Origin of the sequence: Sphingorhabdus sp. EL138 (assembly GCF_900258045.1) — a bacterium.
Taxonomy (GTDB): domain Bacteria; phylum Pseudomonadota; class Alphaproteobacteria; order Sphingomonadales; family Sphingomonadaceae; genus Parasphingorhabdus.
The window spans coordinates 465,112-490,826 of record NZ_OGVD01000003.1; the positions used below are offsets into that span (position 1 = coordinate 465,112).

The following is a 25,715-nucleotide window of genomic DNA, read 5'->3' on the forward strand; positions in this document are numbered from 1 at the left end:
AGTCGATATCCGCTTTTGCGCCTAAAGCTAACACCTTACAGCCTCTAATCTCGGATGGGAAGACGGCGCATTTCTATTGTCGGCTCACACACCCATCGCGAACATTTAGTACGCTTCTACTAATCCGTAACAATGCAACGAAAGTGGCCTAGCCGGTTTGGACCAAAGTGAGGGTAAGCTGCCTCCAGTTCAATTTAGCTTATCGAAAGGCACACTACTCCGCCGGTCACGGTGATGGCCCCCAATAGTTTTTGCACCGTCATCTTCTCACGCAAAATGAATGTGCCGATCAACGCTGCGAATAAAATACTGGTTTCGCGAATGGCGGAAACACCGCCCATCGTGGTCAGGCTCATCGCCCAAACTGCGATACAATAACCCAGCGTTCCTAGTAATCCGGCGACAACGACTAGTGCACCCTCTTTTCCACGGGGTAGGCTAGGTGCCCGCCGCCTTATCGCGACATAAGATAATGGGATCAAAAAACCCGCCACGACAGCCTGCCATGCCGCATATCCGGTGGCACTTTCGGCTAGGCGTACACCCAGACCATCGACTACCATATAGCTGGCAATGAAAAGTCCGGCTGCGAGAGCTGCGAAGATCGACTTTGTATCGGGCCGATTGTTTCCCAGTGCGAGAACAATTATGCCGAGTGAGACAAACGCAATTCCAGCAAGACCAATATTGTCGGGTAGTTCGCCAGCGAACAGGGTGGCTCCAAGGGTGACCAAAAGAGGCGCACTTCCTCGCGCTATAGGATAGACACTGGCAAGCTCACCATCGCGGTAGGCTCGAACCAAAAATAGACAATATCCTATCTGAAGCAAGGAAGACAGAGTGAGAAAAGGCCAGCTCGGTGAGGCCGGCGGTTCTAAAGCCAAAGCAAAGGGTAAGGCGGCTATCCCACCAACCAAGCATATGATAGAAATCGACCAGAGGCGATCCTCTCCGTTCCTGACAATGGCATTCCAGCTTGCATGAATCAGTGCCGATGCGAGGAGGAGGCCAACGATGATTGGAGACATATCGGCCTTTCAATTGCGCCGTTTACTTGAGTTTTCTGTTTGGGTCGTACGGATGCGAATTACAACCTTGCACAGACGTCAATGACAAACCCTGCCTGAAATTCGTTATATTATTCCTATGTCCGTTTTATCCCGAAAGCCGATATTGGACTTGCGATTTTTTGAAAGCAAACTGCCTTGTTACTTTCAACCTCTCATGCGGTTCATGTATCAGCATGCGATAAGGGTAATTATCACATGCTATTTATTGCGCGATTCTGATGATTGGACTACCAAATCAAGCTCGATTCACAGCAAGGAACCATCGCAAATGACTGATCCGATCGATGCTACCCAGGTTCCCGAAACCACGAACAATCATGCCATGCAGCTGATCGGTGATATTCGCTTTGCCGCACCGCCCCACACAAACATCGACTGGGATCTGCTCAACGCTTTTGTGGCCCAATGCCCAGCCAACACACTGCGTGCCCTGCGCAATGATTTTGAAACATTTGATCTGTGGTGCCGGCGCTCTAGCCTCCCTGCCCTTCCCTCCGAACCAGCAACAATAGCTGCTTATCTTAATCATCGAGCCGAGCAAGGTGCCAAAACAGCTTCCCTGTCCCGCTATGTCGCCTCTATTGCAAAAATTCATCGGTTGCTTGATCTTTCCGATCCCACAAAGAATGAAACCGTGCGGCTTACCCTTTATGGCTTGCGCAGAAAAAATGGCTCAGTACAAAATCAGGCCAAAGCGCTCCGGTTCAAGGGCGATGTTAAAAATGTGCTGCGCGATAAGCCGCGTGGGATCGCGATCAAGCAGTTGCTGGAGGCATGCGGAGACAATTTGATTGGGCTGCGCAATCGCGCGCTGTTATCGGTTGCCTATGATACGGGACTGCGACGATCTGAACTGGTGGCTGTGCAACTGGACGATATTATGCCTGCCCTCGATGCCGATGCGCGGTTGCTCAATATATCTCGAACCAAAGGCGACCAGATAGGTGAAGGCGCCACAGCCTACTTGTCGCCACGGTCCGTCAAGGCAATCGAAGCCTGGACGCAGGCAGGAGAAATCAAAACTGGGCCCCTGTTTCGACGAGTTCGCGTTTGGCACCGTAAAGCAAAGCCTGCCCATCCCGGTATCAATATGCGAGATCTTTCTGGCCGCGCAATTTGGGATCAGCGCAAACGCTATCCCAAGGCAGCCGTACCGACCCGAACCACGTATCGGGTAGGCGACGAGGCGCTGCATCCGGGATCCATCCCGCCGATATTCAAACGCGCGGTTCAGGATACATTTGATCGAGGGCTGCTGCCAGACTTTGATAAGAACAGCATCAAGGATGCGGTTGCAGCGATCAGCAGTCATTCGACGCGGGTGGGACTGACCCAGGATTTGTTTTCTGTAGGAGAAGATATTGGTGCGATTATGGATGCGCTTCGGTGGCAGTCGGAGAAGATGCCGCTTCGATACAATCGCAAACTTGCCGCCGAAGCTGGGGCTGCGGGTAGATTGCTCGGCCAATTGCGTTAACGCGACTTGCAATTTCGGCTGTCTAACTAGGAAAGAACGAAACCATCAATATTGGTTCCTCTCTGAAGCTTATCTCGGCTCCACGAGTTTCTGACCTTCATTAATGACATCCATAATGCCGCCGCCGAGTTTTATGTCCATCATCAACATAAGGTCGGCCAAATCACCATAACGAATAGCCGCGCCACGGCGCATTTCTTCCTGTGTCTGCTTGAACGGGTCATACAAGCTCATTGCCCAATCTTCTCGCGTAGCGCTGCTGGAATTTGACGCCCTGGATACTGGCGTAACTCTCACATACTGAAAGCCCGTCAGACGGCCAAACCGACGATTCATAGAATGGCTTATGATTTTTCCTGAAATATCATCGTCAGAAAATGTCCTTTTATATGCAGATCTATAGCCTGTATAATCTATATGAACCCATAGTTGCATTGGGCTGTGGAGCGTTTTCGCATTCTCCAAATCCCAGATCGGAAGAGTTTTATCTGGGGGAACCGGCTGCTCACGCCTGACTAACAACGCCCTATTTGCGGTTCGGGATGAAACGACGTCAACAATTTCCCCGATATACTTGGAAATCGCATTTTCATTGATAGCTCCCGTGGGCACATGAAGACATTCTGGTAATCCCCAACGATGCAGCGCATTGTCCCTAGCGACGTGATCAATCTCAAAGGGCATCGACAAACTCAAAGCTTCTCCTTGTGGCTAGTTCACTAGAAGGTAAAAATTTGGATGCAGAATATAACCTGATCCTATTCATCCAGCGCATAAACAGGCCCATCACCATCAATCGCCAAATCACGAATATAGTCCACTCGGTTGCCGTTCCAATGATAACTAATATGACGGCCTTGCAACGGTATGCTCATTACATTTGGCCAAAAAGCAGCAAAGCATTCTCCGCCCGGTTGCCGCAGACTTGGGTACACAACACCATCAACATTGGCTTTTCTAGCCTCATTTGCGAAGCTTTGAGAGGCAGTATAATCTACCGGATCCAATAGCGCTAGATAATCACCCCCGCGCAGATCTATAAGCTCCGCATCAATCGAGCCGATGAGTTCACGCTTTTGAGCGATCCATCCCGGCTCCTCGTCCGTTGCGGTCAGAAATTTAACCGTGTGGAATATGGTTTCAGCCAGCGCGGTCTCAAAGCTATTAGCGGCATAATAAGCGCCAAAATTACCATCATGAAACCGCCCAGCACTATCGGCCGAGCAATGAGTGAAAGGCGACATCACATAGGATGCTCCGAAGCCGCCTACATGGCGCTCAGGTGGTATGAGATCCAACTTGGCAATCGTTTCAGCCAAACGCGGATTGGTCTTGCCTTCAGCTTGAGCCAATACGGCCCAGTCAGCAGGATCTGCGATATCTTCAAACAAATCAATCGGCGGATATGCAGAGTTTATAAGACGGAATGTGCGCCGCCAATCTAATCGAGATAATGGCGGATTCACCAAGGACTGCGCTGCGTATCCAAATAACGCCGGACACGCATCAGATCGGTTAATTGACCAGCGAGCATGACACCAAGCGCGGAATTCCCACCAAAAGCTGTATTGGGCTTTTTGATCCAAGCATAAACGCGCTCGTTCTCAGCAAAAAGTAACCGTAGCGCCTTATGAATACCCATAAGATTGGAAAGCCTTGCAGCAAGATCATTACCTACATGCCCTAAGTTTCCATCCTTCCAACGCTGAAATGTGCGTACAGAAATACCTCCAAGCAAAGTGGCCGCCTCAGCATCGGTTAGCTCCCAACGATCAAATAAATTGATTGCTGCACGTTGCATCGCACGCTCTTCAGCGTCGCTAAAACCAACAATAGGGGGCGGCGCATCTTGTGCTATAACCCGAAGTTGAACCATATTCTCTTCCTTGACATATGGCACATATATAGAACATTTACGACAAATGTCAAGATTATAGCGCCATTCGGCCATTAGGCATCCCAAGTGACAATAAACCTGCCATTCTATGGATAGTATTCTTGCGCGTCTGGATGCCCTGCTAGTTGAACAGGTCGATAAGGCTTAATATCGCCCACTTGCGGAACGACATCAGCTTTTAGCCTTTCAATCACTGAGGCGTGCAATGTAAATCCGGGATCTACATATCTTGGGCCCGTTTTCCATCTTTTCGAAAATGGCCCGAATTTAAAGAGAAACTCCTCCTGGTGCTGCAAACCCTTCGGATTTGGCGATCTCACTAGAAGGTTATCTTGTATCTGAACATCGGAAAAGCAATCACGCAGCTCATCAACCATCCAATCCAATGCAATGTCGCTCAAACGCGATTCCGCTTCCAAATAACTGCCACCAATATCGCTATGACATCCTGGAAACCAGACTTGCTTTAGCCAAATTGGTTTTTTATCTATATTCTTATCAGCTTCTTTTTGGCTGCCCCATATCACTCGCGGGAAATCTGCTCGATCTTCATCGATTGCCAAAGCATGTCTCGCAAATCCGACATCAGAATCAAGCCAGCCATCATAATTCTCTTTGTTCCAAACTGCGCGATGCCCGTTCTTCCAGATTTTATACCAGTGCAGCGGATTGCCAAAGCGGAGCGGCTTATCAGGATCCGGAGAATAATATTTGAACTGTGATTTTAAAACTTTCAGGTACCAATAACCTGTAACCCCCAAAAGACCGGCAAATGGAATCGTGAACCATAGCGACCAAACCCAATATATCGCGGCGAACAGCAACGCCGCAGCTCCAAAGAATACACCACGAACCAGCCAAGTAATTGCCCCGTTCCCAAGTGCAGCGACTGAATCAAAGACACCGATAAAGTCTGGTTGAACATTACCCTGCACATTCCGCTCGCCTTGTGGAGGAGCAGATTTGTATTTGTCGCGGAAGCGTTTTCCCTTTTCCTCGCGCTGGCGGGAATATTCTTTATGGCCGCGCGGATAACCAGCGCCATGATTATAGACGTAATTCACTGCATCTTCAGCAATCTTACGCAACCGTGGGCCATATTTTGGGATGGGTGAACCATCCGGCATTTCGGTAGGTACACCGCAAAGGTTCATAACATTTGCAAGCGCTCTTACGGTGTAAGCGCCTCGAGAAAAACCAAAGAGGAATATCTTATCGCCGGGTTCATAATAGGAAATAATCTGCTCATAACAATCGGTAATGTTTTTATCTATTCCTGTACCGACGGCTGCTTCTAATATGTGCCGAACACGTTTAAAAGTCATGCCCCCAACCTCGCCGGCCCCTAAGCCTGCATCATAAAAAGCCACTTGCTGCGAAGGTTTGATCGGCGAGGACGGTCCCGGACGCATTGCACGATACATCTTATATATATTGGACAGACGTTGATCCGGCTTCAATCCGCCAATTTGGCCAGTACCGTCAGAAAATATCAATATGTTTTTTGGCATTGGAAAACTCCGTAATTTAAGGAGATTGTTGGTGAAGTATAATTGAAATCCGGAACCCGGATTCCAGTGGCTTCATGCACTAAGGCCCATTTCCGGCGTTTGATATTCTGTCCGCTTGGGCCTCGGCGAACCGCTGCGCCCAGCACAGGCCATTAACGAGTTCCATTTGAGCTATTGTATTGCAGGGTATTTCGAGCAAACGCGGATTTGCATAGATGATTGACAAACATCGAGCACGACTGATCGCGACATTGAGGCGGTTACGGCTATAAAGAAACTCAATGTTGCGAGGAAGATCCTCACCGCTTGAGGTAGCCATCGACACCAACACTATTGCTGCCTCTTGCCCTTGGAATTTGTCAACTGTTCCTACCCTCGCTCCATCTGGCAGCGTTCGTTTCAATAGCTCCACTTGCATATTATAAGGACTGACTACCAGAACATCTTCCGTGCCAATTTCATGCTCGGCGCCATCTTTATCGCGCCACGTTTGACCCAGCAGTCCACAATAAGTTTGGTTGACGCGGGCGGCCTCAGGTTCCGAGCGCTGTGTACATCCCTCACTATCCACATAGACAAAACGCAGTCCTGCCGCTGCAATAGCTTCAGGGTCAAGCACCGGGTCAGCCAAAATCTGCTGCGCATCCAATCCTTCCGCTGAACTCAATCGGCGATCATAGACGGCGGCCGAAATAAAGGAGCACAGATCAGGGTGCATCCGGCGGGTTTTTGAGAGAAAAACGCCTCGATTGGCAGGAACGGTGGCGTGATCTTCCAAGAGGTGTTGAAGCGCTGACACGCCGCTGCCGCCTGGATGTGTACCTTGGATAGGCTGAGACAACTGCATCTGATCACCAACAAGTACAATGTTCTTAGCCGCGACACCCATCGCCACGATATTGGCGAGCCCCACTTGGCCTGCCTCGTCTACGAATAGATAATCGAGGGACCTATCATGTTCTTCCCGGGCAAATAGCCAGGTGGTCCCGGCGACGAGCTGATGAGACCCTGAAACGTCTTTGTTATCCAGCGTCTCCTGAATCCATCCACCCGTGCCAAGCATCTGGTCTTCACGGCTGCTTTTTTTGATTCCTCTGAAGGAATATCCTTCTGCCGACGCTAGCGATTCAACTTCCATGATAAGTTGATTAATTGCTTTGTGGCCGTTGGAAGCAACACCAATTCGTTTGCCAGCTTTCAGCAAAGCAACAATCGCCCGCGATGCTGTATAGGTCTTGCCCGCTCCTGGTGGACCCTGAATGAGCAAATGACTGTGATCGAGCGCGAGAAGGGCATCAATCGTCGCAACAAGTGGCTCTTCTTCCGGCAACATAATTGGGAAGCCGTGCTCTCTGCCGATGAGTGCGGGTAAATCGCGGCGCAATATCGAGACGATAGCGGAGTAATGCTCTGCTCGACCGTCTCTGACAGCTTCTGCAAACCGGTAAACAGCCTTGCGCAGCGGCTTATCGCCAATCGGCCCAGAGGGAATGAGGGACGTTCCCTCCTCAATTGTACTTCTGCTAGGTCCCAGCTTTAGTTCAATCGTCAATCCATCTTCATTAACCGAAATAACTTCGCCAGCTGGCTCCAGAGTTATCGCGCGTTTTGGGTTATCTCCTGTTTTCAGCTTGAAGTCTTGAGCTGGAAATTGAAACGCATGGATCGTCGATCGTTTGTCCGCACGCGGGCCAATATTTGGATGGGCTGTCAATCCCGCAAGACATTCTGCGTCCTCCAGCAGAGCCGTATAATCTAACTCTTGGCGCGCAAACATTGCCCACCATCCCGGTTTGCTTTCTCGGCGGTGAAATTCGAGCAGATCAACGAGCAACTGGCGCCATGTGTCATCACCCTCTTCTCCTGCCAATAATGCATCCGACATAGCCGCAACGTTTGCTTCAATTTCGGAAATGCTTTCCGATTTACCCTTCGCCCCTGCATCACTTGCACCTTCGTACCAAGGTGTTTCGTTGCTGCGCATGCCCAGCAGCCAATCCCGACATTCTAGCGTGGATATACAGTCCTGCTCATTGTAATCGCCGATATCTTTAAGCAATTTATCATCTTTGAGGGTGCGCCAACGTTCATACATTACGATGCTGTCCCCCGCAGTTGTAACCTCTCCGCTTCGAGCATCTTCTAGGTAAAATTTTTCCATGTTTTTGATCGAATAACCGGGTTCGGATGTTCGGATCGCTTCGCGAACGACTTGATAAAGATCCACGAGTTTATGGCCACGCAAGAAATCGTCCACTTCGCCTTCACGCGTTCCGTGGAACATGGCGAGCCTTTTTAGGGCAGATTCTTCATAGGACGCGTAGTGATAAATATGTGCGTCTGGATATCTAGCTAAACGGGCCGCCATAAAATCCATGGCATCCTCAAAAGCTCTTTTTTCCTCATCTCTGTCATGAGCCCAGAATTCGTGAAAAACCGCTTTGCCATCATCAACGGTTATTGTCCCGAAAAGATATTCAAGTCCTTCTTCGAAAAGTGGATCGCCTTCCATATCGAAAAACATGTCACCCTCTGAAGGCCGCGGAAGACGGGACAAACCTTTACCGGGCAGTGTTTGCAGAAGTTCATAGCTGCGCTCGCCTGTTTCGCGCTCAGCAGCCTGTAACCTTGCCTGATCACGAAGCCGTTCTAAAGTTTCATTTTGAATTCCTAATATTTCCCGAGATGTCGGAATCTCAGCGAGCATTTTTAAATCAGCAATACCGTTTTCACGTAAAATCGCAGCCTGACCGCGACCAAGACCAGCAACTAGACTAAGATGGTCTTCGGCTTCCCACTGCGCTTCACAGTTAGACGACCACCGGCAAAGCGAACAATGATTGCACGGCGTTCCTTCAGATTGCTGGGGCGGTTCGCTTACAAATTTGACGAAGCTCTGACGCGCAAATTCAAAATAGTGGAATACTGAATCGACGCGAACAGATGCTGTTTCATGATTTCCCAGAAAGACATGCATCTTTTCGGGTACCACAGCCTGTTCTTTACCCAGAATTTCCGAATATACACACATTTGGATGAGGTGTTTGGGCTTTGCTGTGCGAGATAGTTTGGTATCTGCAACTTCGTATGAATAGTCGCCTAGTGATGAAGGCCTGTCTACTTTTACAAGAAAGTCAGCATAGCCTTGCCAGTTTCCTTCAAGAAGCGCCGCTTGAAATATTACGTCAGGACCCTGTTTGAGTGCTGCCCTGGTAATCTCAGCTTTTTCTATGATATCGACGTCACCGCTAATCTCAATGATGGATTTCCCATCTTCCTTTAGTTGATCCAAATAGGCTTGTTCGTGCTCAAGGCCTTTTTCTTGAAACAACTGCATCTGCTCATCGTCAGGAGGAAAAATGATTGGATTCTCTAGGTTCTTCAGATCCAGAAAAGTTGAGTGTGTGCAGCCAATGAAGTTAATCAAATCGCTAGCTGAAAAAAGCTTCATTCCATTAAATATTTGCATAATACCCCCCAATAACTGACTATATTCTTTACTTAAATTTCAGCCTGCGACGAGCAATATGACACTAAAGTACACCCATATTGGTTTTATTTTTTATCGAATCGCCCTGTAATCCAGTGCTTTAGCTTGCTCAACCAAGCCCAGCCTGCTGGTTTCTTTCCATTATGAGAAACTGCAGATGGGGTTGAAGCACCAAGTGGTGACAGTTTTGGATAGTAGTTATCTTTACGCAATCTATCACGGCGACGGCCGCCCTCAATTTGCTCATCTGACCAATCCTCAGCCCAGTGAACTTGATTTTCATGAATGAAATAATGCGACCGGCAGCTCAAACTCCAACTGCCCACAGACGGTGATATAGAGATGGTCTCGCCGTCGAATGTAAAACGCCAATCAATAGGCGAGATTGGCAAAGCAACTTCATTACCGCATCCACACGCACACAAATGTATCATCGTGCGATGCTCCCCTGAAATAAACAATATTCCGCCTTCAAGGTCTTCAGGTATGTTCAGAACAAATTTTGGAATCAATTGAGCAATGTTGTTCATGCAGCCTCTCCAATGAAATCCTCATTGAGAAGATGATTGCCATCGATAGTAAAAAGCGAAAAATGTTCACTCTCCAAATCCTTATAGAAGCCACGAAATCGCTTCCAACGGACAATGGCCAATGCCGCATTCATCATGTTCAAATCAGCAACCTGAATGTTGCGAGCATACACATTGTCCAACCCGTTACTATCGAACGGGATGCGGTCTTTCAAATGCACTTGCTCCCTCATGCTTGGAGTGCTGGTGGTGACCCTTAGTTGCCCAACCAGAGATCCGTCTGTCATATGGAGCCCCATTCCTACATCAATAAATGGTAAATTTAGGCGCTCAAGTTCAGCAACAATGGCCGCTTTCTCCAAACCAGAATCTAAGCAAAGAAACACAAATGTTGCGTCAGCCAAAAGGTGGAAGCTATCAGGCAACATCCGGACCGAATGTGGAATGATTTGCCGGTGCATGTTGGAGTAGATACCCGCGAGATAATCTACCTTTTTGGGACGTTCTCGCAATGCGCCGAGCGAAGCGCCTCCGGGTGCACGAAAAGCATTATGCTGAAGAAAATCATCGCCATCAATGATATCGATCCTTTCAGCGGGCGTCTTGGCAGCTTGATCCAGAACATACGAACCAGTGCCTCCAACACCGATAATAACTAGACGTTCTCCTGCCAGCTTTTCTGCTAATTCGCCGATCCCGGCGCGGGATGATCCGGTATCTAGGTAAACAAAAGGGGATTTGATATCTTCATCGGCAACCACTCGGCGCACCCTTGCTGTGACATCAGGAACAATGACAGCAGCTTCATTGGCAATAATTGAGCAATAAGTGGACATTTTTTCGTAATAATCCATATAATAGCCAACCTTGGGTTTGCTCGAGAAACTGTGAGTGATCACCAACTTCCCACCCAAAGACTGCGTTGAGCTGGAATTGATAATTTTATGAAGTGGCTCTCCTTTGGAATTGCATGGAAGCTCTCCAGTAAACATTGCAACATGTGTATCAGGTCGTTGAGTTTGATCAGCCGACAAAGTCAGAGTTGATACAAGATCGGCTCGCTTGATTGCCTTGCGTTGGGTCACGTATGGGACGTTCCGAACCACAATATGTCCTGATATGATATCCAATTCATATCCATCTTCTTGCAGGCGAAGGAGATCCGAATTATGATTTATCAGTTGCTGTGACATTGAAAACCATCCCCTCAACAACACGAACTGTCTCGCCCTTGACTAAAGAGCCCTCTGGGCGCTTGGGCGGTCCTTTACGAAAACTAACTGTCAGGCAAATCTGAGCACCTACAGGTGGCACTTCAAAAGCCAATGCAATCAACTCTTCAAAACTGATCTTGCCCTTTTTGACTTCACGTTCCCGAGCATTCACAATAATCTTGATGGTTTTCGGCTCTGATTTGCGGGATCGGATATGTTCGACACCACCACCTTCAAGCTTAACCGAACCATTCTCAGCAATTGGGAGATCCTGATCGGAGTCCAAGTAGAGCTCGTGGTCATCCGAAATCCCAGCAATTTGCCGGATATCATCTGCTGAAATCTCATCCGCACCCCATTCCCAACCCCGTTCGTTCACAGTGAAAGTGTGGATATCATCGGTTTCAAATGATCGAAAAACAGGTATCTGGCCTGACTCAAATTTTATCTCGTTTTCCAAGCCAACCGACTGGGCAATGCCCTCATCAATACGCACCATTGCATGATGGCTCGCCGGAACCAGCCCTGCTTCGACACGGATTTGGCGGCCGTCAACTAGCTTATCATCAATGGAATAAACTGAACCATTAAGTTCAAATTTGCGAGACTTGGACATAATTACACTCCTGCGGCCGTAACGGACCGTTCGCTTAAGACTCTTGCGGATGATTCGATCTTGGACTACAGCCACATATGAGTCTTGATATGGACTATCTATATCGAGACTACTATGGAAATCAAGTCCAAATATGGACAAATGGGAGATTTATTTATGGCCATAACAACCGTCGCCCAAATGGGCGGGGGGGAAATTGCGATTCCCGTAAGCTTGGCTGCGTTCACACCATTGGCAGAAGCTTGGGATTTATCTTCAGATGAGCAAATAAAACTTTTGGGATCGCCACCCCGCTCGACGTTCTTCAAATGGAAGAAGGAGGGTACTGAGGTGCCTAGGGATACTGGCGAGCGCATTTCCCATCTATTGGCGATATGGAAAGCTCTCGAAATTCTTTTCACTGACCCGGTGCGCTCGCAAGAATGGCTGAAAAGAAAGAATGAATTTTTCGGTGGCCTTTCGGCTCTGGACATTATGCTTGAAAGAGGCGATTTTTCAGACATCGTAAAAGTGAGGCAGTATCTCGATGCACAGCGAGGGGGCTAATTTACCGGTTATCGAGATCGACAGCCAATACCACAACTTGATCCCGTCTCGGTTTCCGCCAGTGCCTGTGTATGAGCGGATCGCCAACGGGAATGATGCGTATTTCGCAGCGGTCGAGGAGCTTACGAATCCTCGCGTTCGTGAGAAACAACGATTAACCAAAGGCATAGCCGCAGTTGATGAGCAATCTCCAAGATTGCAAAGCTGGAATCACGCACCATTCGCATACCCTAACCCCGAAGGTAGTAAATTTTACGGACGTGACCGAAACGTCGTCGAACTAGCGGCAGATCTTCAAACAGCGCTTGCTGTATCTGTAATCAGGCGAGAGAACTTTCTCAAGCGCACATCGGAACCTGCCACTGCAATAGAAATTAGACAGCTGACGCGCAAAGTGACTGGATCATTTATTGATGCAAGAAACTGGAAGGGAATTTCAGATCGAGAGCGGAGATTAAATCTTGGAGAAGAAGCCGTGAGCCGGTCCTTGGATGGTATCATCTTCCATCCTCATGAGCGCCCTTCCGCAAACAGCGTTGTTGTTTTGAAGCCCGATTGCTTGGGGAGGCCCAATCAGGCAGAGCACTTTAAATTTCTTTGGAACGGCAACTGCATAACGGTGCTATATGCATTTGGAGCTGACAAGACTTATGATCCGACTGATCTACAGCTACCAAATGACATTCTCGCGGCATGATCGACACAATCATGTTCACTGCATACAAAAACACAACCGATTATCTAAGTATATTTTAGTCTGCCAGCAACCGGCTCCCAAGCTTTTTCTCTGGCGAAGGCTTGCTTCAACCATCCTATTGCAGCAATTCTTCAAACTCGCTAACTCTTAATACGCAGTTCGGTCAGTCCCGACTGTGAGGCATAGTAACCTCAACAACGCACGCGCCGGTCAACATTATGTTGGCCGGGTGGCCGTTACGTATGTCCAGGGTTCGCCTAAAGGTGGCGGCGCTCTGTGCGTGCGCAGGGTTACTAACACCCGGCTCCGGGCCCGCCTCTTGTGAAAATCACGACGGAGGCGATAGATGGCCAAAATCAACTCAACTAATGCACCCAAATGGTATGCGTATGCGATACTGGCTTTAGTGCTTACCAGTGGATCCGCCTCAGCCAATGCGGAGACAACCGACATTACGATCGGCGAGTTTTTAAAACCTGTGATTGGGTCAACAGATACCAAAGTCCTGCCGGCTACCAACGTTGCTCGCCAATATATCGACGCCAACGGTATCAACAAAAGCCAATATCGGATCATTGTTGACGATAACTACGCCCCATATGATACGTTCTTTGAAATAAGGGATGCCTATAAAGGCTATTGCGAGGCAAGAGATGGTAAACTGGATTTAACTGCCAGCAAGAATAATTATTATATCAAAGATTATTATTCTAACGAATTCCATCGATACGACTGGCCAAATATTTCAGGCTATCAGTTATTCACAGCAGTATGCCAGCATCGTACAAGCAAAATGTGGAGCGCCATGGCGGTAGTTATCGCTGATCGCGTCACCCTCGAACGGAAATTTGATTGGAGCAATGTGGCTCCTTTGAATCTCAAGACTTTTTCAACAACAACGACCGTGATGGCTGTTGATCCTGCCATCTTCGACCCAAAAATGCAGGAAAAAGTGCGCAACTTAATGCCGATCCCGCATAAAAGTGCACCATCTCCTCTCTTAGATGAATTCCGTAATGACCAATCACCCTATTTGCTTCGACAAAGAGAATTTCAGGCAAATCTAGCGGTTGGCGATCAAACAAACTGCGGTAAGGTATTGGAAATAAGAGGCCCATTGGTCAAAATCAAATTGCCCAAAAGCGTCCTTTTCCACAAAAAGTCATCTGCTTGGATCAACAAAGACCGTCTGACAAATGGCCGGCCAGTCGATTGTACCAAGGGCTGATACATCGTGCCATCTGATCAGGAATGAGAAACCAGAAACATGGACGAAGAACTCAAAATCATCGAACGCATCCTCGAATGGGCGGGTAGCCAGGACCAGGCCTATGCCTGGTATCGCACCCAACCTATTCCTTCCGTCGGCGGAGAGACGGCTGAGGCAATGGTAAAGTCAGGTCGTGTGGATGTAATCCATAACTATCTCGATCATTTGGCAGTGGGTGGCTATGCATGACCATCAACTTGCAAGACCTGCAGCACTCTAATTCTAAAATATTTCGGCGCTTCAACAGGCAATGAAGAGGATTGCATGACTGAAATATCTGCATCTGCCAATAATGTCCCTGAACCAAATTTGCTGAAGAAGCTCATTCACCGAGGCGCTGAGAACACCAAAGCCGATTTGGGACAATCGGGCGGAGCTTATGATATCGATAAGGTGCGCGACCTTCTGGGTAACGTTTCCTACCAGGCCATTTCCTCGATGGTTCGACACAAAAACCTATTCACGGTCCCGGATCAAAACGGAAAATCTGTATTTCCAGCTGTTCAATTTACGGAAGACGGGCAGCCGGTGGCAGGATTGAAAGACGTCATCGAAGCCCTTCCTACTGAAAATGGCCTAGCAATCCTCAACTTTCTGGTGAACCCGCACAACGATCTCGACAATATCGCTCCGATCGACAAGCTGCGTGAATACGAAGTTGGCGCTGTTGTCATCGCCGCACGCCGCATGGGCGTGCAAGGCGGATAGTGCAAAGATCAGAACAGCTGGCTCTGGAATGACTGGTTCAGGCCTCAATTGTCAAAGGACAATGGAAGGCTATTGCGCTATCAACCTTTTGTTGAATGTCACAGCATAAGGTTCACGCCATGTTGTTTGCCCTCATGCTTCTTGCGACGCCAATTGTGCCTGCTGGACAGTCGTTTGACTGTACGCCCATCCGTGTATGGGATGGCGATGGCCCAATCTGGTGCGCTGAAGGCCCGCGCATCAGGCTTTCCGGTATTGCTGCACGGGAAATGGACGGAACATGTCGGCAGGGCCACCCTTGCCCCAGAGCAAGCGGTACAGCTGCTCGCGACTATCTGGTTAAACTTGTTGGAAAACCCAAAGGCGTATCGAGAGAGGGGCATATATTGGTCACTGGGCCCAAACTGAGTTGCAAATCTGTTGGGGGTGCTGGTGGTTCACGGACAGCGGCCTGGTGCAGCAATAGCAAATCAGGCGATTTGTCCTGCGCGATGATCAAGGGCGGTTATGCACTTCGCTGGCAAAAATACTGGGGACAGCATCAATGCAAAAAACCTTGAAAGACAGTGCCGTTATCATTGTTTCGACGGCATTTATCGCGCTGATCATCCTATGGCCCATCTATGGTTGGTTGACAGGCTGATGCAGAATATTTCTCTAAGACCGATCTCTAAAACAATGCGAATTGCTTTGGGGATAGCCGTAGCAAACGCATTAACGCTAGGCCAACCCTTGGTAATTCCAGATGCATATGCGCATGGCGGACGCACCGCTGCCGATGGCTGTCACAACGACCGCAAAAGCGGCGGCCGTCATTGTCACGGCGGGAAAACCGCTCCCAAAAAACAGGTTAGAGCGAACGGCAGCGTTTATTATCCCAATTGTTCAGCGGCCCGGGCTGCTGGTGCGGCTCCGGTCAGAAGAGGGCAACCTGGCTATGCCTCACATCTGGACCGCGACAATGACGGTATTGGCTGCGAATGAGCTGTCTTTAAAAAGTGCTGTCCTACATAGAACAAAAAGTGAACAATATGTCTCATATGATTCGTAAGAGAGGTTCACTATGGTTCTACTGGATACATCAATGGTCATTGCTCTGGCGGCAGTGATTGCAAGTCTTTCGTCATTTATTTGGGCGCTGCGTAGAAAGCCGTAGAGTTTTGCTAGCTGGTTTTGCGCAATGCCGTGATTGACTGAAACTCTGACAATATGTCTGGATTATGCTCAGCTAGATATCGGACGATATTTGCACTTTCGAGGAGACGCCCGACATATCCAACCGCTAGAACGAGGTTCAAATGGTCTGCCGCATATGATTTTTCAATTGATCTGAAATCCCGATCAAGATTCTCAGATTCCTTCTCCATCAACGCTATTTGCTCCCCGCTCAACCCCTTGGTTTGCTTCGGCTTATTGCTGACAAGCTGGTCTTGCGGCGTAGCTGCAACCAACGAGCGTGCATAAGGGAGAGAATATGTGTTCATCGCGATCATGAGCTGAGCGGCCTCAATTTGCCGCATCGGTTTTAGCTTTTTCAGTTCTTTAAAGCTATTATGTGGTACGTGTTTATCGCGCAAAAGTTCTGAAACTTCTTTGCAGATACCAACCAATAGATTCCGCTTGGCTCTAATGGCGCGAATATTAACATTCAGCGCGCGGGCCAAACGTTCTTCCGGTACGCCTTTCTTTACCGCTCTCAAGATCATTTTATGTTCCTGGACGAGGGCTAGGCGGTTTACCCGTTTGTTATATGTGAAAGCTTCATCTTCAGTCGCAATCAGACAAACAATATCTTTTGCACCTATATCCTTCATAACAGCCAACCGGATATGGCCATCCAAAAGATGGAAAGTGCCAGGATCCTCTTTATCTCTGTACACGACCGGCGGCTCAATCATACCAATCTCGCGAATTGATGCCGCAATTTGAGCAAACTTCTTCGACGCTCTGATACCGTCACCGACTTCGCGCAGCGGAAAAATATCGGCAACAGGAATGCGGAGTGTGGATTCTTCAAACACCTGATCAATGCAGGAAGGCGTGTCCTTTTTGGTCATTTCAGATAACTCTCTTCCTCTTGCAGCGACAGCGCTATGCATTCAGGTATAGAATTCAGATCTTCTCTCTCCACAAGACTGAAAAATTTTTCATCGGCGACGAGTTTGCGAAGCGCTTCGGTTATAAAAATCAGATGATTCTTGGTTGTCTCGGCCCTTTGGATCATATCCTTTTTTCGTTCCGCATCCTCTTGGTATGCTTTTACCAGTGCATCAGCTGTCATCTTTTTATTGGGAACTGCCTTGGGATATTCGCTACCTTTGCCCCGCTGCCGACGCACCTCTACTAATCGTTTGGCGGCCAAGAGTTTCTTACCTTTTAAGGTTCCATCTTCGTAAGCTTTGGCTAGCGCTGCCTGTATGTCTTTATCAGCGGCTTCCGCTATTTCGGTGGCTACCGAAATTGGAATAACGCCACTTTCCACCGACTTTAACAGTCTGTGCTCGCCCCTTTCGATCAAACGGGTGACTCCCTTAACATAGTCAACCGTCAGACCTGTTTTTAAGGCTACCTGCTCTTCCGTAAAGCCGCGCTTGTTCATACCGATAATATCTTGAAGGAGATCTAAAGTGCCGTGATTACGTCTGGCGCAATTTTCGACTAGACTTGCGATAAGGCAATCTTCTTTGTCCGCCGTAATCACCAATGCCGGTACTGTTTTATGACCCAGGATTTGGCAAGCCTCCAATCGACCCTGGCCGCAGACTAAATCATAGATAGGGTCAATCTCTCGGATACGCATCGACACGGTTATTGGCCGCTTCAAACCGATTTTTTTGATATTACTAACTATTTCATTGAAAATCTGCGGATTACGATGACGTGGATTTAGGATGTTTATCTTATCTATCGGGATTAACTCTACGCGCTGGGCGGGTTTTGTACTGGTCATGCTGCGTACCTCAGATTGCCGCGTTTCGCTAAAGCGAAAAGGCCACTCAAAGAATTCGTTCGATACGCATCGAACGAGAGACCGTTATATTCAGCAAGTCGCAATACTGCCTGACGCATATCCAAGCGCGGTAGTAAATAGTAATCCTTTACCGCGTCATTGCCCGTGTTCATTCTGACCGCCACCGTAATGTCGGGCGACAGACATGTGTCAAATTTCAACTTCCAACGAGAGGAGCCCGCCTTTGTCGATAGGCAACGCATCATGCATATCGATATCGAAAACTCTTGGTTCACTGTGAGTAGATCGGTTTCCTCATCTCGATCAACTGTGCCTCCAGCTTGTTCCAAACCATATATGATGTCGCCGACGATTGGAGAGTGCAAAAGCCTCAGTTTTTTATTTATTTCCAAGTATGAATAGTCATGATCTGGCTGAAACCCAATAAGAGTATATGCCCGTAAAAGCCCGCCAAATCTGCTTCTAAATGCTACGCTAGAGGGGCAATCGTCCACTTCGTCTATAATAAGGCCAGACAATATACCTTTGCGATCAAGCACTGATTTTAGGCTAGCGAGCATTTCTTCATCGCTCAGTTTTGCCGATCGCGAAACGATGATAGCCTGGGCTTTTTCATATACTGACTTATCTACTATCGCGCGAAATGCGTTATCTGACCTGACCCAATCATTTGGCGCGTTTTCAATGAGCTTACCCTTAAGCTTGCATGATGTTTTACCCCAAACATTATTACCGATATATTTTTCGTTTATCAGAATTTGATGGACGGTACCCCGCGTCCATTCTGATCCACGATCCGTTGATATGCCCTGTAGATTGAGCCAACTAGCGATATCCCGCTCAGACAAATTATCTTCCACGAAACGCCTGTAGATCTCGCGGACCAGTTCGATTTCCTTTGTGGGTCCGGGAACCAATATCACCCGATCTGTGGTGATACTCTTGTGTTCACCTAGCCTAAGTTCATTTTTCTGATTTCCTTCTTGATCCACTAGCATTCGTCTTAGACCAAAGCCTGCTGGGCCACCTTGACGGTAACCAAGCCGGATCAAATGCGATTGACCCTTGAAGACTTTTACAGATAGCTCACGGCTATACTCGCCGGCCATTGCGCGCTTCACGGTCTTGATTATCGAAGACCCTATGCTTCCATCATTTTCAAATTGTTCCGCGCAGTAATGAACAGCCACACCGGCACGGCGGCATCGCAGTTCGTATGAAGCCGCTTCATCAACATCCTGAAAACGTCCCCAGCGACTTACATCATATACAATCAGCGCCTTATATTCTGCCTGTCCTGTCTCAACATCACTCAATAGCTGTTGAAGCGCTTTACGGCCGCCAATATTGAGGCCGCTTTTCCCCTCATCCGCATAGCGCTCGATTATTCTATACCCACGACGTTCAGCGTATCGATGAATTTCTTCAGATTGATTATCGGCAGAATACTTCTGGTGCTCCGTTGACATGCGAACATATTCAGCTGCTGGAATTTTGTCGGAGTTGGAATCCTCGTCATCGCCATCCGGCTGACTCCAATCAATAACCATGCGAGGTATCCACCAGTTTCAAGACAGTCTCTCCTATCCCCCATCCTTAAACTGAAAGGGTCTGCAAGATGGTTCTTAAAACCGGCAATTTGCTTCCGAAATCATCGATCAGGATTACGGATGGAGATCTCAGCGCAGCGGTGAGCAAAGCGCTGATGTCAGAACTTGGAGGTAGCCGAAGAGCAACCAAAACAGTGATGCGATGGACCAGTGTCAGCGAACGCACCGCACGTTCTTGGATCAATGGAGTTACAAGCCCGAGCGGAATTCACTTGGTACTGTTATCTGCTCATTGCAAAACAGTGCTTATAGCTTTTCTTAAACTTGGCGGTCATCATAAAATGGTCGCGAACGTTGATCTCGTTGCGGCAGAAGCGGCCATTGAAAATGTCCTGAAAACAATCCGCATGCTCCAAAGTGATCAGTAGATTGGGTCGAATCGGATCTCGTCGCTATAAGGCTAAGGTTCATTCATTGACCAGATAGGATTTGATGCCTAGTTCGCCGCCATGAGGAGTTTGATATGCCAAAGGTCGAACGATACAATCCAGTAGAGCGTCAGCGCCAAAAACAACGCGCTCGCAAACAGGATGAGCGGGATTTGCGCGATGGCGTCATATCTCCGGAAGCTTTGAACCGTCGTAATGGTTTTTTCTCCCGTATCGATCTGTCAAACGCCTCCGTGCGTCTCCGGGGACAAGATGCTAGAAAAAAGACTGAGAGCTAGTCTAGCTCATGGAGGGTTGGTCCCATAGGGCAAAAATGGTAGTAAGATCAGCTCTGGATATTCTCTGGTTAGTGAAAAGAGAATAAGCATAAAAACAGCGCGTAGATAGATTTCGATTGCTACAGAAATCAACGCTGCTTCGCGAAGCTCTTTGGCAAGCTTAGGTGAATTATCCAGCACCTCAAAGAAAGCGGCATGGTCGACAGCTTGGAGGTCAGTCCGTTCGTGAGTTTCAATGGTCGCCTTTGCTAACTCAAATGCAGCTTCCATGACAAATGTAGAATCATCTAAGAGAAATGCGTGAGGTAATTCTTTGATCGACAAGCAGCAGGGGACCCATTATCCCGCTGTATATGCATATGTTTTCTGGCTTGGGCGCTGTAGCGGCCCTGTTCATGACCTTCCCGCTAGCGGCACAATCTTCAACTTCTGCACCCGAGACCGCTACGCCGGTCGCCGCAGAGAAAAAGCCGATCCCGATCGTTTCATCGCCGCGGCCGATTAACCCGATCCTCAAAATGACTATAGCGCCAGAGAAACGCGGCGACCTGTCCACCTGCGATGACCGGGACCCGCCGTCCCTCGAATTTGTCGCAAAAACCTGCTGGCCGGTCCTGCAAGCCTATCAGGATCTGATCCGTTTGCAGCAAGCCAGCAAGGCAGCAATTTCCGCGCAAAAGAGGACCGCTCCCAATGCTGAAGATTTAAGAAACCGCGCGCTGATGCTGGCGATCAAGGCGGCAAAACAACATGGCGGGGGCCGCTGGCCAATGCAGGACGAAATCGCGCAAGGCGCCTATCGTTCGCTGATTGCGCTGCATAAACAATTTGGCCATCATGATGCTGCTCTGACAGCTTATGACGGCCTGATTGCGGTGCAAGCGCGCAGCCTGATGCACGGTGGTACCGCGCGACGGGGTTATATCTACAAAGACAAGAGCAAGTATCTCCTTGAGCTGGGCCGCCGCGATGACGCGCTGGCCAATTTCAAAGCGGCAGTCGCCTTGGCGGACAGCCAGCCGATCGACCTGATATCCAATGTCGAGCATGCCGAACTGATTGCCTATGACGCGACTATCGCGAAGGATGAAGACCGCGCGCTGGATGTGATCAACCTGTTCCTGAAAAAGACCGAGCGCCATAGCCGTCACCAGGATCTCGTCTATTATCCGGTCCGCATCCTGAGAATCTATATCCTGGCCGGGCGCGAGGATCATAATGGCGTGCTGGCCGAATTGAAAACTTTCAACAGCTTGGCGCGGCGCAATATGTGCCAGCAGGAAAAGCCGGTTGAATTTTACTTTCCGCAGGTCGTTTCACCGACACAGAGCGATCCGCGTATTGCCGCCGAGCTGAAGACATTTGGGTGCAGCGACGCCGTGATCGCCGCGATGGATACCAATATGGCCAATGGCGTGCCTGCTTCCGACGGAATCAAACCGCTACCGCCGCGTTAGGTGAGGGTTGAATACTCTCATGCCCTTTCAAAAGATGAAAATCGACGGCACTCGAATAGCAAAAATGCTTCGAAACTGATACAATCAGCTATGGTAAAACGAAAACAAGAGTCCACGATCCAGTCAACTGACAGCTTAAAATACAAAGCTGCAGAAGAAGAATTCAGAAAACGAAACAAAGCAGTCAACAAAAGGCTGGAGCTGGCACTCAAATCTTTGCTCACGCCTGGCATCGTCATTGAAGAGAAATGGGGCGTACCGTTGTTTTGGGTAAGTAAGAACGAGCCAGATGTCTTTATCCGGCGTTTGAATGGTAGGGAACAACGCGGACGAATGATTGATTCTGAATTTCAAGCCATTGATGGAGCATAGCCAGCTCGCCTGCGCAATTGATCATCAGATTATATTGCACATGATCATCAGATTATATTGCACAACAAATCCCGGAAGTTAGAAGAGAGGCGCTTTCCCAAATTTTAGTAATAAGTCATTTAAGTCATTATTGCATCGCAAGTTGACATCTGAACTATGGATTTGCAATTTTGCATCAACTTTGTAATTTGGAAAGGACCAGCAAAAGTGCGATTGCATTTTCCAGTGTAGTATCTGTAAAAAAAGATGAAGAATAAATAGCCGCCTTTATCAATTTAGAAAATAAATGCTGTTTTCCAGCCTATTAAGGTTATTTTATGTTCTTTGAATTGAGACTCAGTCTCATTCGAACGGACGCAATCTCAACAACTGAGATTTTTTACACCGCCACCAACCAGAGCCGCCATCGAAGCAGAATGATGGGGATTTCGATAGGGTCGGGTCCGGCTCATCTGGCCGCCCTCCAAAGTACCCGCCACACTGGCCACCATCGAAACTTCAAGGGCTTCGGCGGGTGACAAGGGCGGCAAGATGCCAGGCAAGCAGGACGCAAGTAAGGATTTACCCGAGCCTGGCGGACCGTTCATCAACAAATTATGTCCGCCCGCGGCCGCAATTTCTAGCGCGCGTTTGGCGGTTTCCTGACCCTTTACGTCTTTCAGATCCGGTCCTTGATCTGGCTCCGGTACGGTTCCAGCTTCGGGCGGTGTGAGCACCGACTGGCCTTTGAAATGATTGAGCAAAGCGAGCAGATCTTTCGGTGCCAATATTTCGACGTCGCCAGCCCAGGCCGCCTCCGCCCCCTGCAATGCGGTACATATCAGTCCCAAATTCTCGCTTGATGCATGTAAGGCTGCGAGCAGAACACCGGGCGTGGCTGCCAGCCGCCCGTCCAGAGACAATTCCCCCACCACCACATAACTGGCCAAAGTCTCTGCATCTATAATGCCCATCGCACCAAGCAAAGCCAGAGCAATGGGCAGATCATAATGCGAACCCTCCTTGGGCAAATCCGCAGGTGACAGATTAATCGTGATCCGTTTAGGCGGCAGTGACAAACCCAGCGCCGCTATCGCTGCCCGCACCCGCTCCCGGCTTTCGGCCACGGCTTTGTCAGGCAGTCCGACGATATTGAAAGCCGGCACGCCCGGGGCAACCTGGCACTGGACCTCGACCCCGCGTGCTTCCAGGCCCAAATAGGCGACAGTGGAAACCAGTGCTACCATATAATGCCTTATTGCCCTGTTACTGGCGCAACTGTGGCAAGGCGTATCCAAAGAGTCGAGCAATACCAGAGGCTTGGCCGGAACCGTCAACAATCCCGACCCACACCTATTTCTGCGTCAGCTGCTGGTTAATCATACGCAAACCAATCGCTTCCACTGTTTATCAAGCGCCTTTGGACAAAAGCGGCCAATGCAACGGGGAATGAACCAACCAGCCCGCGAAAATCTGGGCATGCCTGATCATGGTTTGAACGGGAATTTCGGCCTCGGACTCTGGGTCACTCTATTTACCTTTCTTGCGCTGTTTCTATTGCCGGCCGAACAGGCACGGGCGTCCGGTTCCAGCTATACGGTCACCGAGACCATTGAGACGTTCGAATATGATCTTGCCGAACCGGAACATCAGAGCGGCTGGTCCAGCGCTCTAGCGCAGGAAAGCTATGGGCCTTTTCGGGTGATATCGGAAGATACGGCAGAAATGTCGGGCACCGTGGACAGCTATTCGCCGGCCCTGTTTCAGCAGATGCTCCAACAACATCCCGGTATCAAACATATCGTAATGATCGACTGTGACGGGTCCATTGATGAAGATGCCAATCTGAGCCTCGCCCGGCAAATTCGCCATGCCGGGATCAGCACACACGTACCTGCACGTGGCTCCGTGCGCTCAGGTGCGGTTGAGCTGTTTCTCGCCGGTGTGCGGCACACTGCCGACAAGGGTGCTGAATTTATTGTCCATAGCTGGATTGATGAAGACGGGCGGGAAGCCAATGACTATCCACCCAATGATCCGGTACATGCCGAATATCTGCGCTACTATGCCGAAATGGGTATTCCCGCTGACAAGGCCCGTGCCTTTTATGCACTGACCAACAGCGTTCCTTTTGCCCGGCAGCTCAAACTGTCCCGCAACGACCTGGTCCGCTTCCAGCTGTTACACTGAGGGCGACACCCATATCTATATTGACAAGTGTAAGTTACGGGTTCGGGGATTCTGCTCCGTCTCTCATTCATGCTATATGCATAAAATAGAATGATAATCGACCAAGAGCGTGATTTCTTCGACAGTGCGGCTTGCGGGTCATACCGCGATGCATCACATAGAGCGCATGAAAGTGGATATGAACGAGAAACTGAGAAAAAAAAGGTGGAGATACACATCGGGATCGCGTTTTGCGCTGTCGATGCTCGGCTTTGCGCTAATGCTGTTGTCCCCTATCGTCGGCGCTATTCCCGGGCCCGGTTTCATTATCATGTTCCCGATCGGACTGGCTCTTGTGCTGCAAAATTCACGCTGGGCGAAGAAACGCTACGTCGATTTCAAGCAGCGTTTTCCGAAATATGGTCAATGGACCGACTGGGCCATGCGCCGCAAACGGCACAAGAAGCTGCCGGATGATTTTGAACTGCCGATATTTGGTAAGGTAAAAACCAAGTCAGAAAGCTGATCTTTTTGTGCCACTTTTTTTAAGCGAACCTCGGGCTAACGCTTGACTTTCTGCGGCTGCGCACTTATCCGCAGCGTCAACAAGGTGGCCGCAGCTTTTAGCGGCCTTTTTTATCGAAATTTTAGACGTAGGATAAACGCGATGAAGCGCACATTTCAACCGAGCCGCCTGGTCCGCAAACGGCGCCATGGTTTCCGTGCCCGCAAGGCAACTGTTGGAGGCCGCAAAGTGCTGGCTGCCCGCCGTTCGCGTGGCCGCAAGAAGCTCTCTGCCTAAGGCACCTGCTCCTGCAGATAATCGGGTGATGCGGTGACCGATCCGCAGCCTCAACTTACCGAGAAGAAAAGACCCGTTCGCGATATCCAGGTGATTCGCAAGCGCCCGGATTTTCTTGCGGCGAATCGCGGCAAGCGATTCGTGACGCCCAGTTTCGTGCTGCTGGTATATAAACGCCCAGAAGATCATCCCGCCGTTTCAGAAACTATACGCTACGGCACCACTGTAACAAAAAAAATCGGCAACGCGGTGGCCCGCAACCGCATGAAGCGCCGATTTCGGGCGCTTTTGGCCGAAACACTCCCCCAATATGGTATAATCGGAGCGGATCATATCATGATTGGCCGTAAGGAAAATGAGGAACGAGATTTCATCGTGATGAAAACAGACCTTGAAAAAGCCCTGAAACATCTCGCCAAAAAGCTCTGAAAGCCATGATAAAAGCCGTTTTCATCTTCTTTGTACGCTGCTGGCAATGGGGCCCGTCACGCATTTTGCCACCGACCTGCCGGTACAGTCCGACCTGTTCAGCCTATGCGATCGAGGCGATCGAAAAACACGGTGCATTTAAGGGTAGCTGGTTGGGCGCGAAACGGCTATTGCGCTGTCATCCGTGGGGGGGCTCTGGTTATGACCCGGTTCCCTGAACCCAATATTATATC

Annotated in this window: 31 protein-coding genes and 1 pseudogene; 18 read left to right on the forward strand and 14 right to left on the reverse strand. The window is 49.1% G+C overall.

The features are described 5' to 3' along the window. Nucleotides 1-194: 194 nt before the first annotated feature. Nucleotides 195-803, reverse strand: a complete 609-nt coding sequence (locus tag DK507_RS08325) for a DMT family transporter (protein ID WP_162558972.1) — start codon at nt 801-803, stop codon at nt 195-197. Between the two features lie 37 nt (nt 804-840). Here DK507_RS08325 and DK507_RS17850 point away from each other — a divergent pair, with 37 nt between their 5' ends. Beyond that, complete coding sequence (locus DK507_RS17850) at nt 841-984, forward strand: hypothetical protein (protein ID WP_162558973.1); 144 nt, start codon at nt 841-843, stop codon at nt 982-984. 354 nt (nt 985-1,338) lie between these two features. Continuing rightward, the gene (locus tag DK507_RS08330) at nt 1,339-2,547 is read left to right on the forward strand and encodes a tyrosine-type recombinase/integrase (RefSeq protein ID WP_254054306.1); all 1,209 of its coding nucleotides are present in this window, start codon (nt 1,339-1,341) and stop codon (nt 2,545-2,547) included. A 69-nt stretch (nt 2,548-2,616) separates the two neighbouring features. Here the strand turns inward: DK507_RS08330 and DK507_RS08335 are convergent, their stop codons facing one another. The 8 genes from DK507_RS08335 to DK507_RS17855 form a co-directional block, all read right to left on the reverse strand. Continuing rightward, nucleotides 2,617-3,243: a hypothetical protein gene (locus DK507_RS08335; RefSeq protein WP_162558974.1), complete on the reverse strand. Its 627-nt coding sequence runs from the start codon at nt 3,241-3,243 to the stop codon at nt 2,617-2,619. A 62-nt stretch (nt 3,244-3,305) separates the two neighbouring features. Next, entirely contained in the window at nt 3,306-3,938 is a 633-nt protein-coding gene (locus DK507_RS08340) for an RES family NAD+ phosphorylase (protein ID WP_367889554.1), read from the reverse strand. Nucleotides 3,939-4,009: 71 nt separating this feature from the next. Further along, entirely contained in the window at nt 4,010-4,498 is a 489-nt protein-coding gene (locus tag DK507_RS08345; RefSeq protein WP_254054307.1) for an MbcA/ParS/Xre antitoxin family protein, read from the reverse strand. Nucleotides 4,499-4,530: 32 nt separating this feature from the next. Next, complete coding sequence (locus DK507_RS08350) at nt 4,531-5,955, reverse strand: DUF2235 domain-containing protein (RefSeq protein WP_109355908.1); 1,425 nt, start codon at nt 5,953-5,955, stop codon at nt 4,531-4,533. 79 nt (nt 5,956-6,034) lie between these two features. Continuing rightward, nucleotides 6,035-9,424 carry a TM0106 family RecB-like putative nuclease gene (locus DK507_RS08355; RefSeq protein ID WP_109355909.1) on the reverse strand — a complete coding sequence of 1,130 codons (3,390 nt, stop codon included), beginning with the start codon at nt 9,422-9,424 and terminating at the stop codon, nt 6,035-6,037. 86 nt (nt 9,425-9,510) lie between these two features. Beyond that, nucleotides 9,511-9,975 carry a DUF6527 family protein gene (locus DK507_RS08360; protein ID WP_109355910.1) on the reverse strand — a complete coding sequence of 155 codons (465 nt, stop codon included), beginning with the start codon at nt 9,973-9,975 and terminating at the stop codon, nt 9,511-9,513. Next, nucleotides 9,972-11,168 carry a ThiF family adenylyltransferase gene (locus DK507_RS08365; RefSeq protein ID WP_109355911.1) on the reverse strand — a complete coding sequence of 399 codons (1,197 nt, stop codon included), beginning with the start codon at nt 11,166-11,168 and terminating at the stop codon, nt 9,972-9,974. Before DK507_RS08365 ends, DK507_RS08360 begins: the two co-directional genes overlap by 4 nt. After that, a complete protein-coding gene (locus DK507_RS17855) occupies nt 11,143-11,880 on the reverse strand; it encodes a multiubiquitin domain-containing protein (protein WP_162558975.1) in 738 nt (245 codons plus the stop codon). Before DK507_RS17855 ends, DK507_RS08365 begins: the two co-directional genes overlap by 26 nt. Nucleotides 11,881-11,919: 39 nt before the next feature. On the opposite strand from DK507_RS17855, the gene DK507_RS08375 reads away from it, so the two are divergent. The 7 genes from DK507_RS08375 to DK507_RS18080 all read left to right on the forward strand — a co-directional run bounded on the left by DK507_RS08375 (nt 11,920) and on the right by DK507_RS18080 (nt 16,010). Further along, nucleotides 11,920-12,351: an MbcA/ParS/Xre antitoxin family protein gene (locus DK507_RS08375; RefSeq protein ID WP_254054308.1), complete on the forward strand. Its 432-nt coding sequence runs from the start codon at nt 11,920-11,922 to the stop codon at nt 12,349-12,351. Then, nucleotides 12,332-13,048 carry an RES domain-containing protein gene (locus DK507_RS08380; RefSeq protein WP_109355912.1) on the forward strand — a complete coding sequence of 239 codons (717 nt, stop codon included), beginning with the start codon at nt 12,332-12,334 and terminating at the stop codon, nt 13,046-13,048. The genes DK507_RS08375 and DK507_RS08380 overlap by 20 nt, the downstream gene beginning before the upstream one ends. Before the next feature lie 346 nt (nt 13,049-13,394). Next, nucleotides 13,395-14,276: a hypothetical protein gene (locus DK507_RS08385; RefSeq protein WP_109355913.1), complete on the forward strand. Its 882-nt coding sequence runs from the start codon at nt 13,395-13,397 to the stop codon at nt 14,274-14,276. 39 nt (nt 14,277-14,315) lie between these two features. Next, the gene (locus DK507_RS08390; RefSeq protein ID WP_109355914.1) at nt 14,316-14,507 is read left to right on the forward strand and encodes a DUF2384 domain-containing protein; all 192 of its coding nucleotides are present in this window, start codon (nt 14,316-14,318) and stop codon (nt 14,505-14,507) included. Between the two features lie 75 nt (nt 14,508-14,582). Next, nucleotides 14,583-15,026, forward strand: coding sequence for a hypothetical protein (locus DK507_RS08395; protein WP_109355915.1), 444 nt, complete (start codon nt 14,583-14,585; stop codon nt 15,024-15,026). 119 nt (nt 15,027-15,145) lie between these two features. Further along, nucleotides 15,146-15,586 carry a thermonuclease family protein gene (locus tag DK507_RS08400; protein WP_109356234.1) on the forward strand — a complete coding sequence of 147 codons (441 nt, stop codon included), beginning with the start codon at nt 15,146-15,148 and terminating at the stop codon, nt 15,584-15,586. Nucleotides 15,587-15,758: 172 nt separating this feature from the next. Then, nucleotides 15,759-16,010, forward strand: coding sequence for an excalibur calcium-binding domain-containing protein (locus DK507_RS18080; protein ID WP_254054309.1), 252 nt, complete (start codon nt 15,759-15,761; stop codon nt 16,008-16,010). A gap of 179 nt (nt 16,011-16,189) precedes the next feature. On the opposite strand, the gene DK507_RS08410 is transcribed toward DK507_RS18080, so the two are convergent. Genes DK507_RS08410 through DK507_RS08420 form a run of 3 tightly spaced genes read right to left on the reverse strand, consistent with a single transcriptional unit; the run spans nt 16,190 to nt 19,547 of the window. Continuing rightward, on the reverse strand, nt 16,190-17,083 hold the full coding sequence (locus DK507_RS08410; protein WP_109355917.1) for a plasmid partitioning protein RepB C-terminal domain-containing protein: 894 nt from the start codon (nt 17,081-17,083) through the stop codon (nt 16,190-16,192). Continuing rightward, nucleotides 17,080-17,976, reverse strand: coding sequence for a ParB/RepB/Spo0J family partition protein (locus tag DK507_RS08415; protein WP_109355918.1), 897 nt, complete (start codon nt 17,974-17,976; stop codon nt 17,080-17,082). Before DK507_RS08415 ends, DK507_RS08410 begins: the two co-directional genes overlap by 4 nt. Beyond that, the gene (locus tag DK507_RS08420) at nt 17,973-19,547 is read right to left on the reverse strand and encodes a recombinase family protein (RefSeq protein ID WP_109355919.1); all 1,575 of its coding nucleotides are present in this window, start codon (nt 19,545-19,547) and stop codon (nt 17,973-17,975) included. Before DK507_RS08420 ends, DK507_RS08415 begins: the two co-directional genes overlap by 4 nt. 68 nt (nt 19,548-19,615) lie before the next feature. Here DK507_RS08420 and DK507_RS08425 point away from each other — a divergent pair, with 68 nt between their 5' ends. Together DK507_RS08425 and DK507_RS08430 are read left to right on the forward strand one after the other, a co-directional pair. Next, nucleotides 19,616-19,975 (forward strand): hypothetical protein, encoded by a 360-nt coding sequence (locus DK507_RS08425; protein WP_109355920.1) that lies wholly within the window; start codon nt 19,616-19,618, stop codon nt 19,973-19,975. Between the two features lie 95 nt (nt 19,976-20,070). Beyond that, nucleotides 20,071-20,274 carry a hypothetical protein gene (locus DK507_RS08430; RefSeq protein WP_109355921.1) on the forward strand — a complete coding sequence of 68 codons (204 nt, stop codon included), beginning with the start codon at nt 20,071-20,073 and terminating at the stop codon, nt 20,272-20,274. Between the two features lie 6 nt (nt 20,275-20,280). On the opposite strand, the gene DK507_RS08435 is transcribed toward DK507_RS08430, so the two are convergent. After that, nucleotides 20,281-20,598, reverse strand: a complete 318-nt coding sequence (locus tag DK507_RS08435; protein WP_216822365.1) for a DUF1778 domain-containing protein — start codon at nt 20,596-20,598, stop codon at nt 20,281-20,283. A gap of 71 nt (nt 20,599-20,669) precedes the next feature. Here DK507_RS08435 and DK507_RS08440 point away from each other — a divergent pair, with 71 nt between their 5' ends. Next, nucleotides 20,670-21,731 carry a hypothetical protein gene (locus DK507_RS08440; RefSeq protein ID WP_162558976.1) on the forward strand — a complete coding sequence of 354 codons (1,062 nt, stop codon included), beginning with the start codon at nt 20,670-20,672 and terminating at the stop codon, nt 21,729-21,731. 90 nt (nt 21,732-21,821) lie between these two features. After that, nucleotides 21,822-22,103, forward strand: a complete 282-nt coding sequence (locus tag DK507_RS08445; RefSeq protein WP_109355924.1) for a hypothetical protein — start codon at nt 21,822-21,824, stop codon at nt 22,101-22,103. A 377-nt stretch (nt 22,104-22,480) separates the two neighbouring features. Here DK507_RS08445 and DK507_RS08450 read toward each other — a convergent pair. Then, nucleotides 22,481-23,329: pseudogene (locus tag DK507_RS08450) on the reverse strand (YifB family Mg chelatase-like AAA ATPase); the annotation flags it as partial. Between the two features lie 202 nt (nt 23,330-23,531). Between DK507_RS08450 and DK507_RS08455 the strand changes: the two are divergent. From DK507_RS08455 to yidD, 5 genes are all read left to right on the forward strand, one after another. Next, nucleotides 23,532-24,272 (forward strand): alpha/beta hydrolase, encoded by a 741-nt coding sequence (locus DK507_RS08455; RefSeq protein WP_109355926.1) that lies wholly within the window; start codon nt 23,532-23,534, stop codon nt 24,270-24,272. Between the two features lie 178 nt (nt 24,273-24,450). After that, nucleotides 24,451-24,777 carry a hypothetical protein gene (locus DK507_RS17965; protein ID WP_216822366.1) on the forward strand — a complete coding sequence of 109 codons (327 nt, stop codon included), beginning with the start codon at nt 24,451-24,453 and terminating at the stop codon, nt 24,775-24,777. Between the two features lie 141 nt (nt 24,778-24,918). Beyond that, nucleotides 24,919-25,053 (forward strand): 50S ribosomal protein L34, encoded by a 135-nt coding sequence (rpmH, locus tag DK507_RS08465; protein WP_082788408.1) that lies wholly within the window; start codon nt 24,919-24,921, stop codon nt 25,051-25,053. A gap of 33 nt (nt 25,054-25,086) precedes the next feature. Next, a complete protein-coding gene (gene rnpA, locus DK507_RS08470; RefSeq protein WP_254054310.1) occupies nt 25,087-25,482 on the forward strand; it encodes a ribonuclease P protein component in 396 nt (131 codons plus the stop codon). Between the two features lie 5 nt (nt 25,483-25,487). After that, on the forward strand, nt 25,488-25,700 hold the full coding sequence (gene yidD, locus DK507_RS08475) for a membrane protein insertion efficiency factor YidD (RefSeq protein ID WP_109355927.1): 213 nt from the start codon (nt 25,488-25,490) through the stop codon (nt 25,698-25,700). Nucleotides 25,701-25,715 lie beyond the last annotated feature (15 nt).

Excerpts from the sequence above, each read along its gene's own strand:
- DK507_RS08330 (WP_254054306.1), top strand. The coding sequence starts at position 1,339 with ATGACTGATCCGATCGATGCTACCCAGGTTCCCGAAACCACGAACAAT.
- DK507_RS08345 (WP_254054307.1), bottom strand. The coding sequence starts at position 4,498 with ATGGCCGAATGGCGCTATAATCTTGACATTTGTCGTAAATGTTCTATA.
- DK507_RS08350 (WP_109355908.1), bottom strand. The coding sequence starts at position 5,955 with ATGCCAAAAAACATATTGATATTTTCTGACGGTACTGGCCAAATTGGC.
- DK507_RS08355 (WP_109355909.1), bottom strand. The coding sequence starts at position 9,424 with ATGCAAATATTTAATGGAATGAAGCTTTTTTCAGCTAGCGATTTGATT.
- DK507_RS08360 (WP_109355910.1), bottom strand. The coding sequence starts at position 9,975 with ATGAACAACATTGCTCAATTGATTCCAAAATTTGTTCTGAACATACCT.
- DK507_RS08365 (WP_109355911.1), bottom strand. The coding sequence starts at position 11,168 with ATGTCACAGCAACTGATAAATCATAATTCGGATCTCCTTCGCCTGCAA.
- DK507_RS08375 (WP_254054308.1), top strand. The coding sequence starts at position 11,920 with ATGGAAATCAAGTCCAAATATGGACAAATGGGAGATTTATTTATGGCC.
- DK507_RS08380 (WP_109355912.1), top strand. The coding sequence starts at position 12,332 with ATGCACAGCGAGGGGGCTAATTTACCGGTTATCGAGATCGACAGCCAA.
- DK507_RS08385 (WP_109355913.1), top strand. The coding sequence starts at position 13,395 with ATGGCCAAAATCAACTCAACTAATGCACCCAAATGGTATGCGTATGCG.
- DK507_RS08390 (WP_109355914.1), top strand. The coding sequence starts at position 14,316 with ATGGACGAAGAACTCAAAATCATCGAACGCATCCTCGAATGGGCGGGT.
- DK507_RS08395 (WP_109355915.1), top strand. The coding sequence starts at position 14,583 with ATGACTGAAATATCTGCATCTGCCAATAATGTCCCTGAACCAAATTTG.
- DK507_RS08400 (WP_109356234.1), top strand. The coding sequence starts at position 15,146 with ATGTTGTTTGCCCTCATGCTTCTTGCGACGCCAATTGTGCCTGCTGGA.
- DK507_RS08410 (WP_109355917.1), bottom strand. The coding sequence starts at position 17,083 with ATGACCAAAAAGGACACGCCTTCCTGCATTGATCAGGTGTTTGAAGAA.
- DK507_RS08415 (WP_109355918.1), bottom strand. The coding sequence starts at position 17,976 with ATGACCAGTACAAAACCCGCCCAGCGCGTAGAGTTAATCCCGATAGAT.
- DK507_RS08420 (WP_109355919.1), bottom strand. The coding sequence starts at position 19,547 with ATGGTTATTGATTGGAGTCAGCCGGATGGCGATGACGAGGATTCCAAC.
- DK507_RS08425 (WP_109355920.1), top strand. The coding sequence starts at position 19,616 with ATGGTTCTTAAAACCGGCAATTTGCTTCCGAAATCATCGATCAGGATT.
- DK507_RS08430 (WP_109355921.1), top strand. The coding sequence starts at position 20,071 with ATGCCAAAGGTCGAACGATACAATCCAGTAGAGCGTCAGCGCCAAAAA.
- DK507_RS08440 (WP_162558976.1), top strand. The coding sequence starts at position 20,670 with ATGACCTTCCCGCTAGCGGCACAATCTTCAACTTCTGCACCCGAGACC.
- DK507_RS08445 (WP_109355924.1), top strand. The coding sequence starts at position 21,822 with ATGGTAAAACGAAAACAAGAGTCCACGATCCAGTCAACTGACAGCTTA.
- DK507_RS08455 (WP_109355926.1), top strand. The coding sequence starts at position 23,532 with ATGAACCAACCAGCCCGCGAAAATCTGGGCATGCCTGATCATGGTTTG.
- DK507_RS17965 (WP_216822366.1), top strand. The coding sequence starts at position 24,451 with ATGAACGAGAAACTGAGAAAAAAAAGGTGGAGATACACATCGGGATCG.
- rpmH (WP_082788408.1), top strand. The coding sequence starts at position 24,919 with ATGAAGCGCACATTTCAACCGAGCCGCCTGGTCCGCAAACGGCGCCAT.
- yidD (WP_109355927.1), top strand. The coding sequence starts at position 25,488 with ATGATAAAAGCCGTTTTCATCTTCTTTGTACGCTGCTGGCAATGGGGC.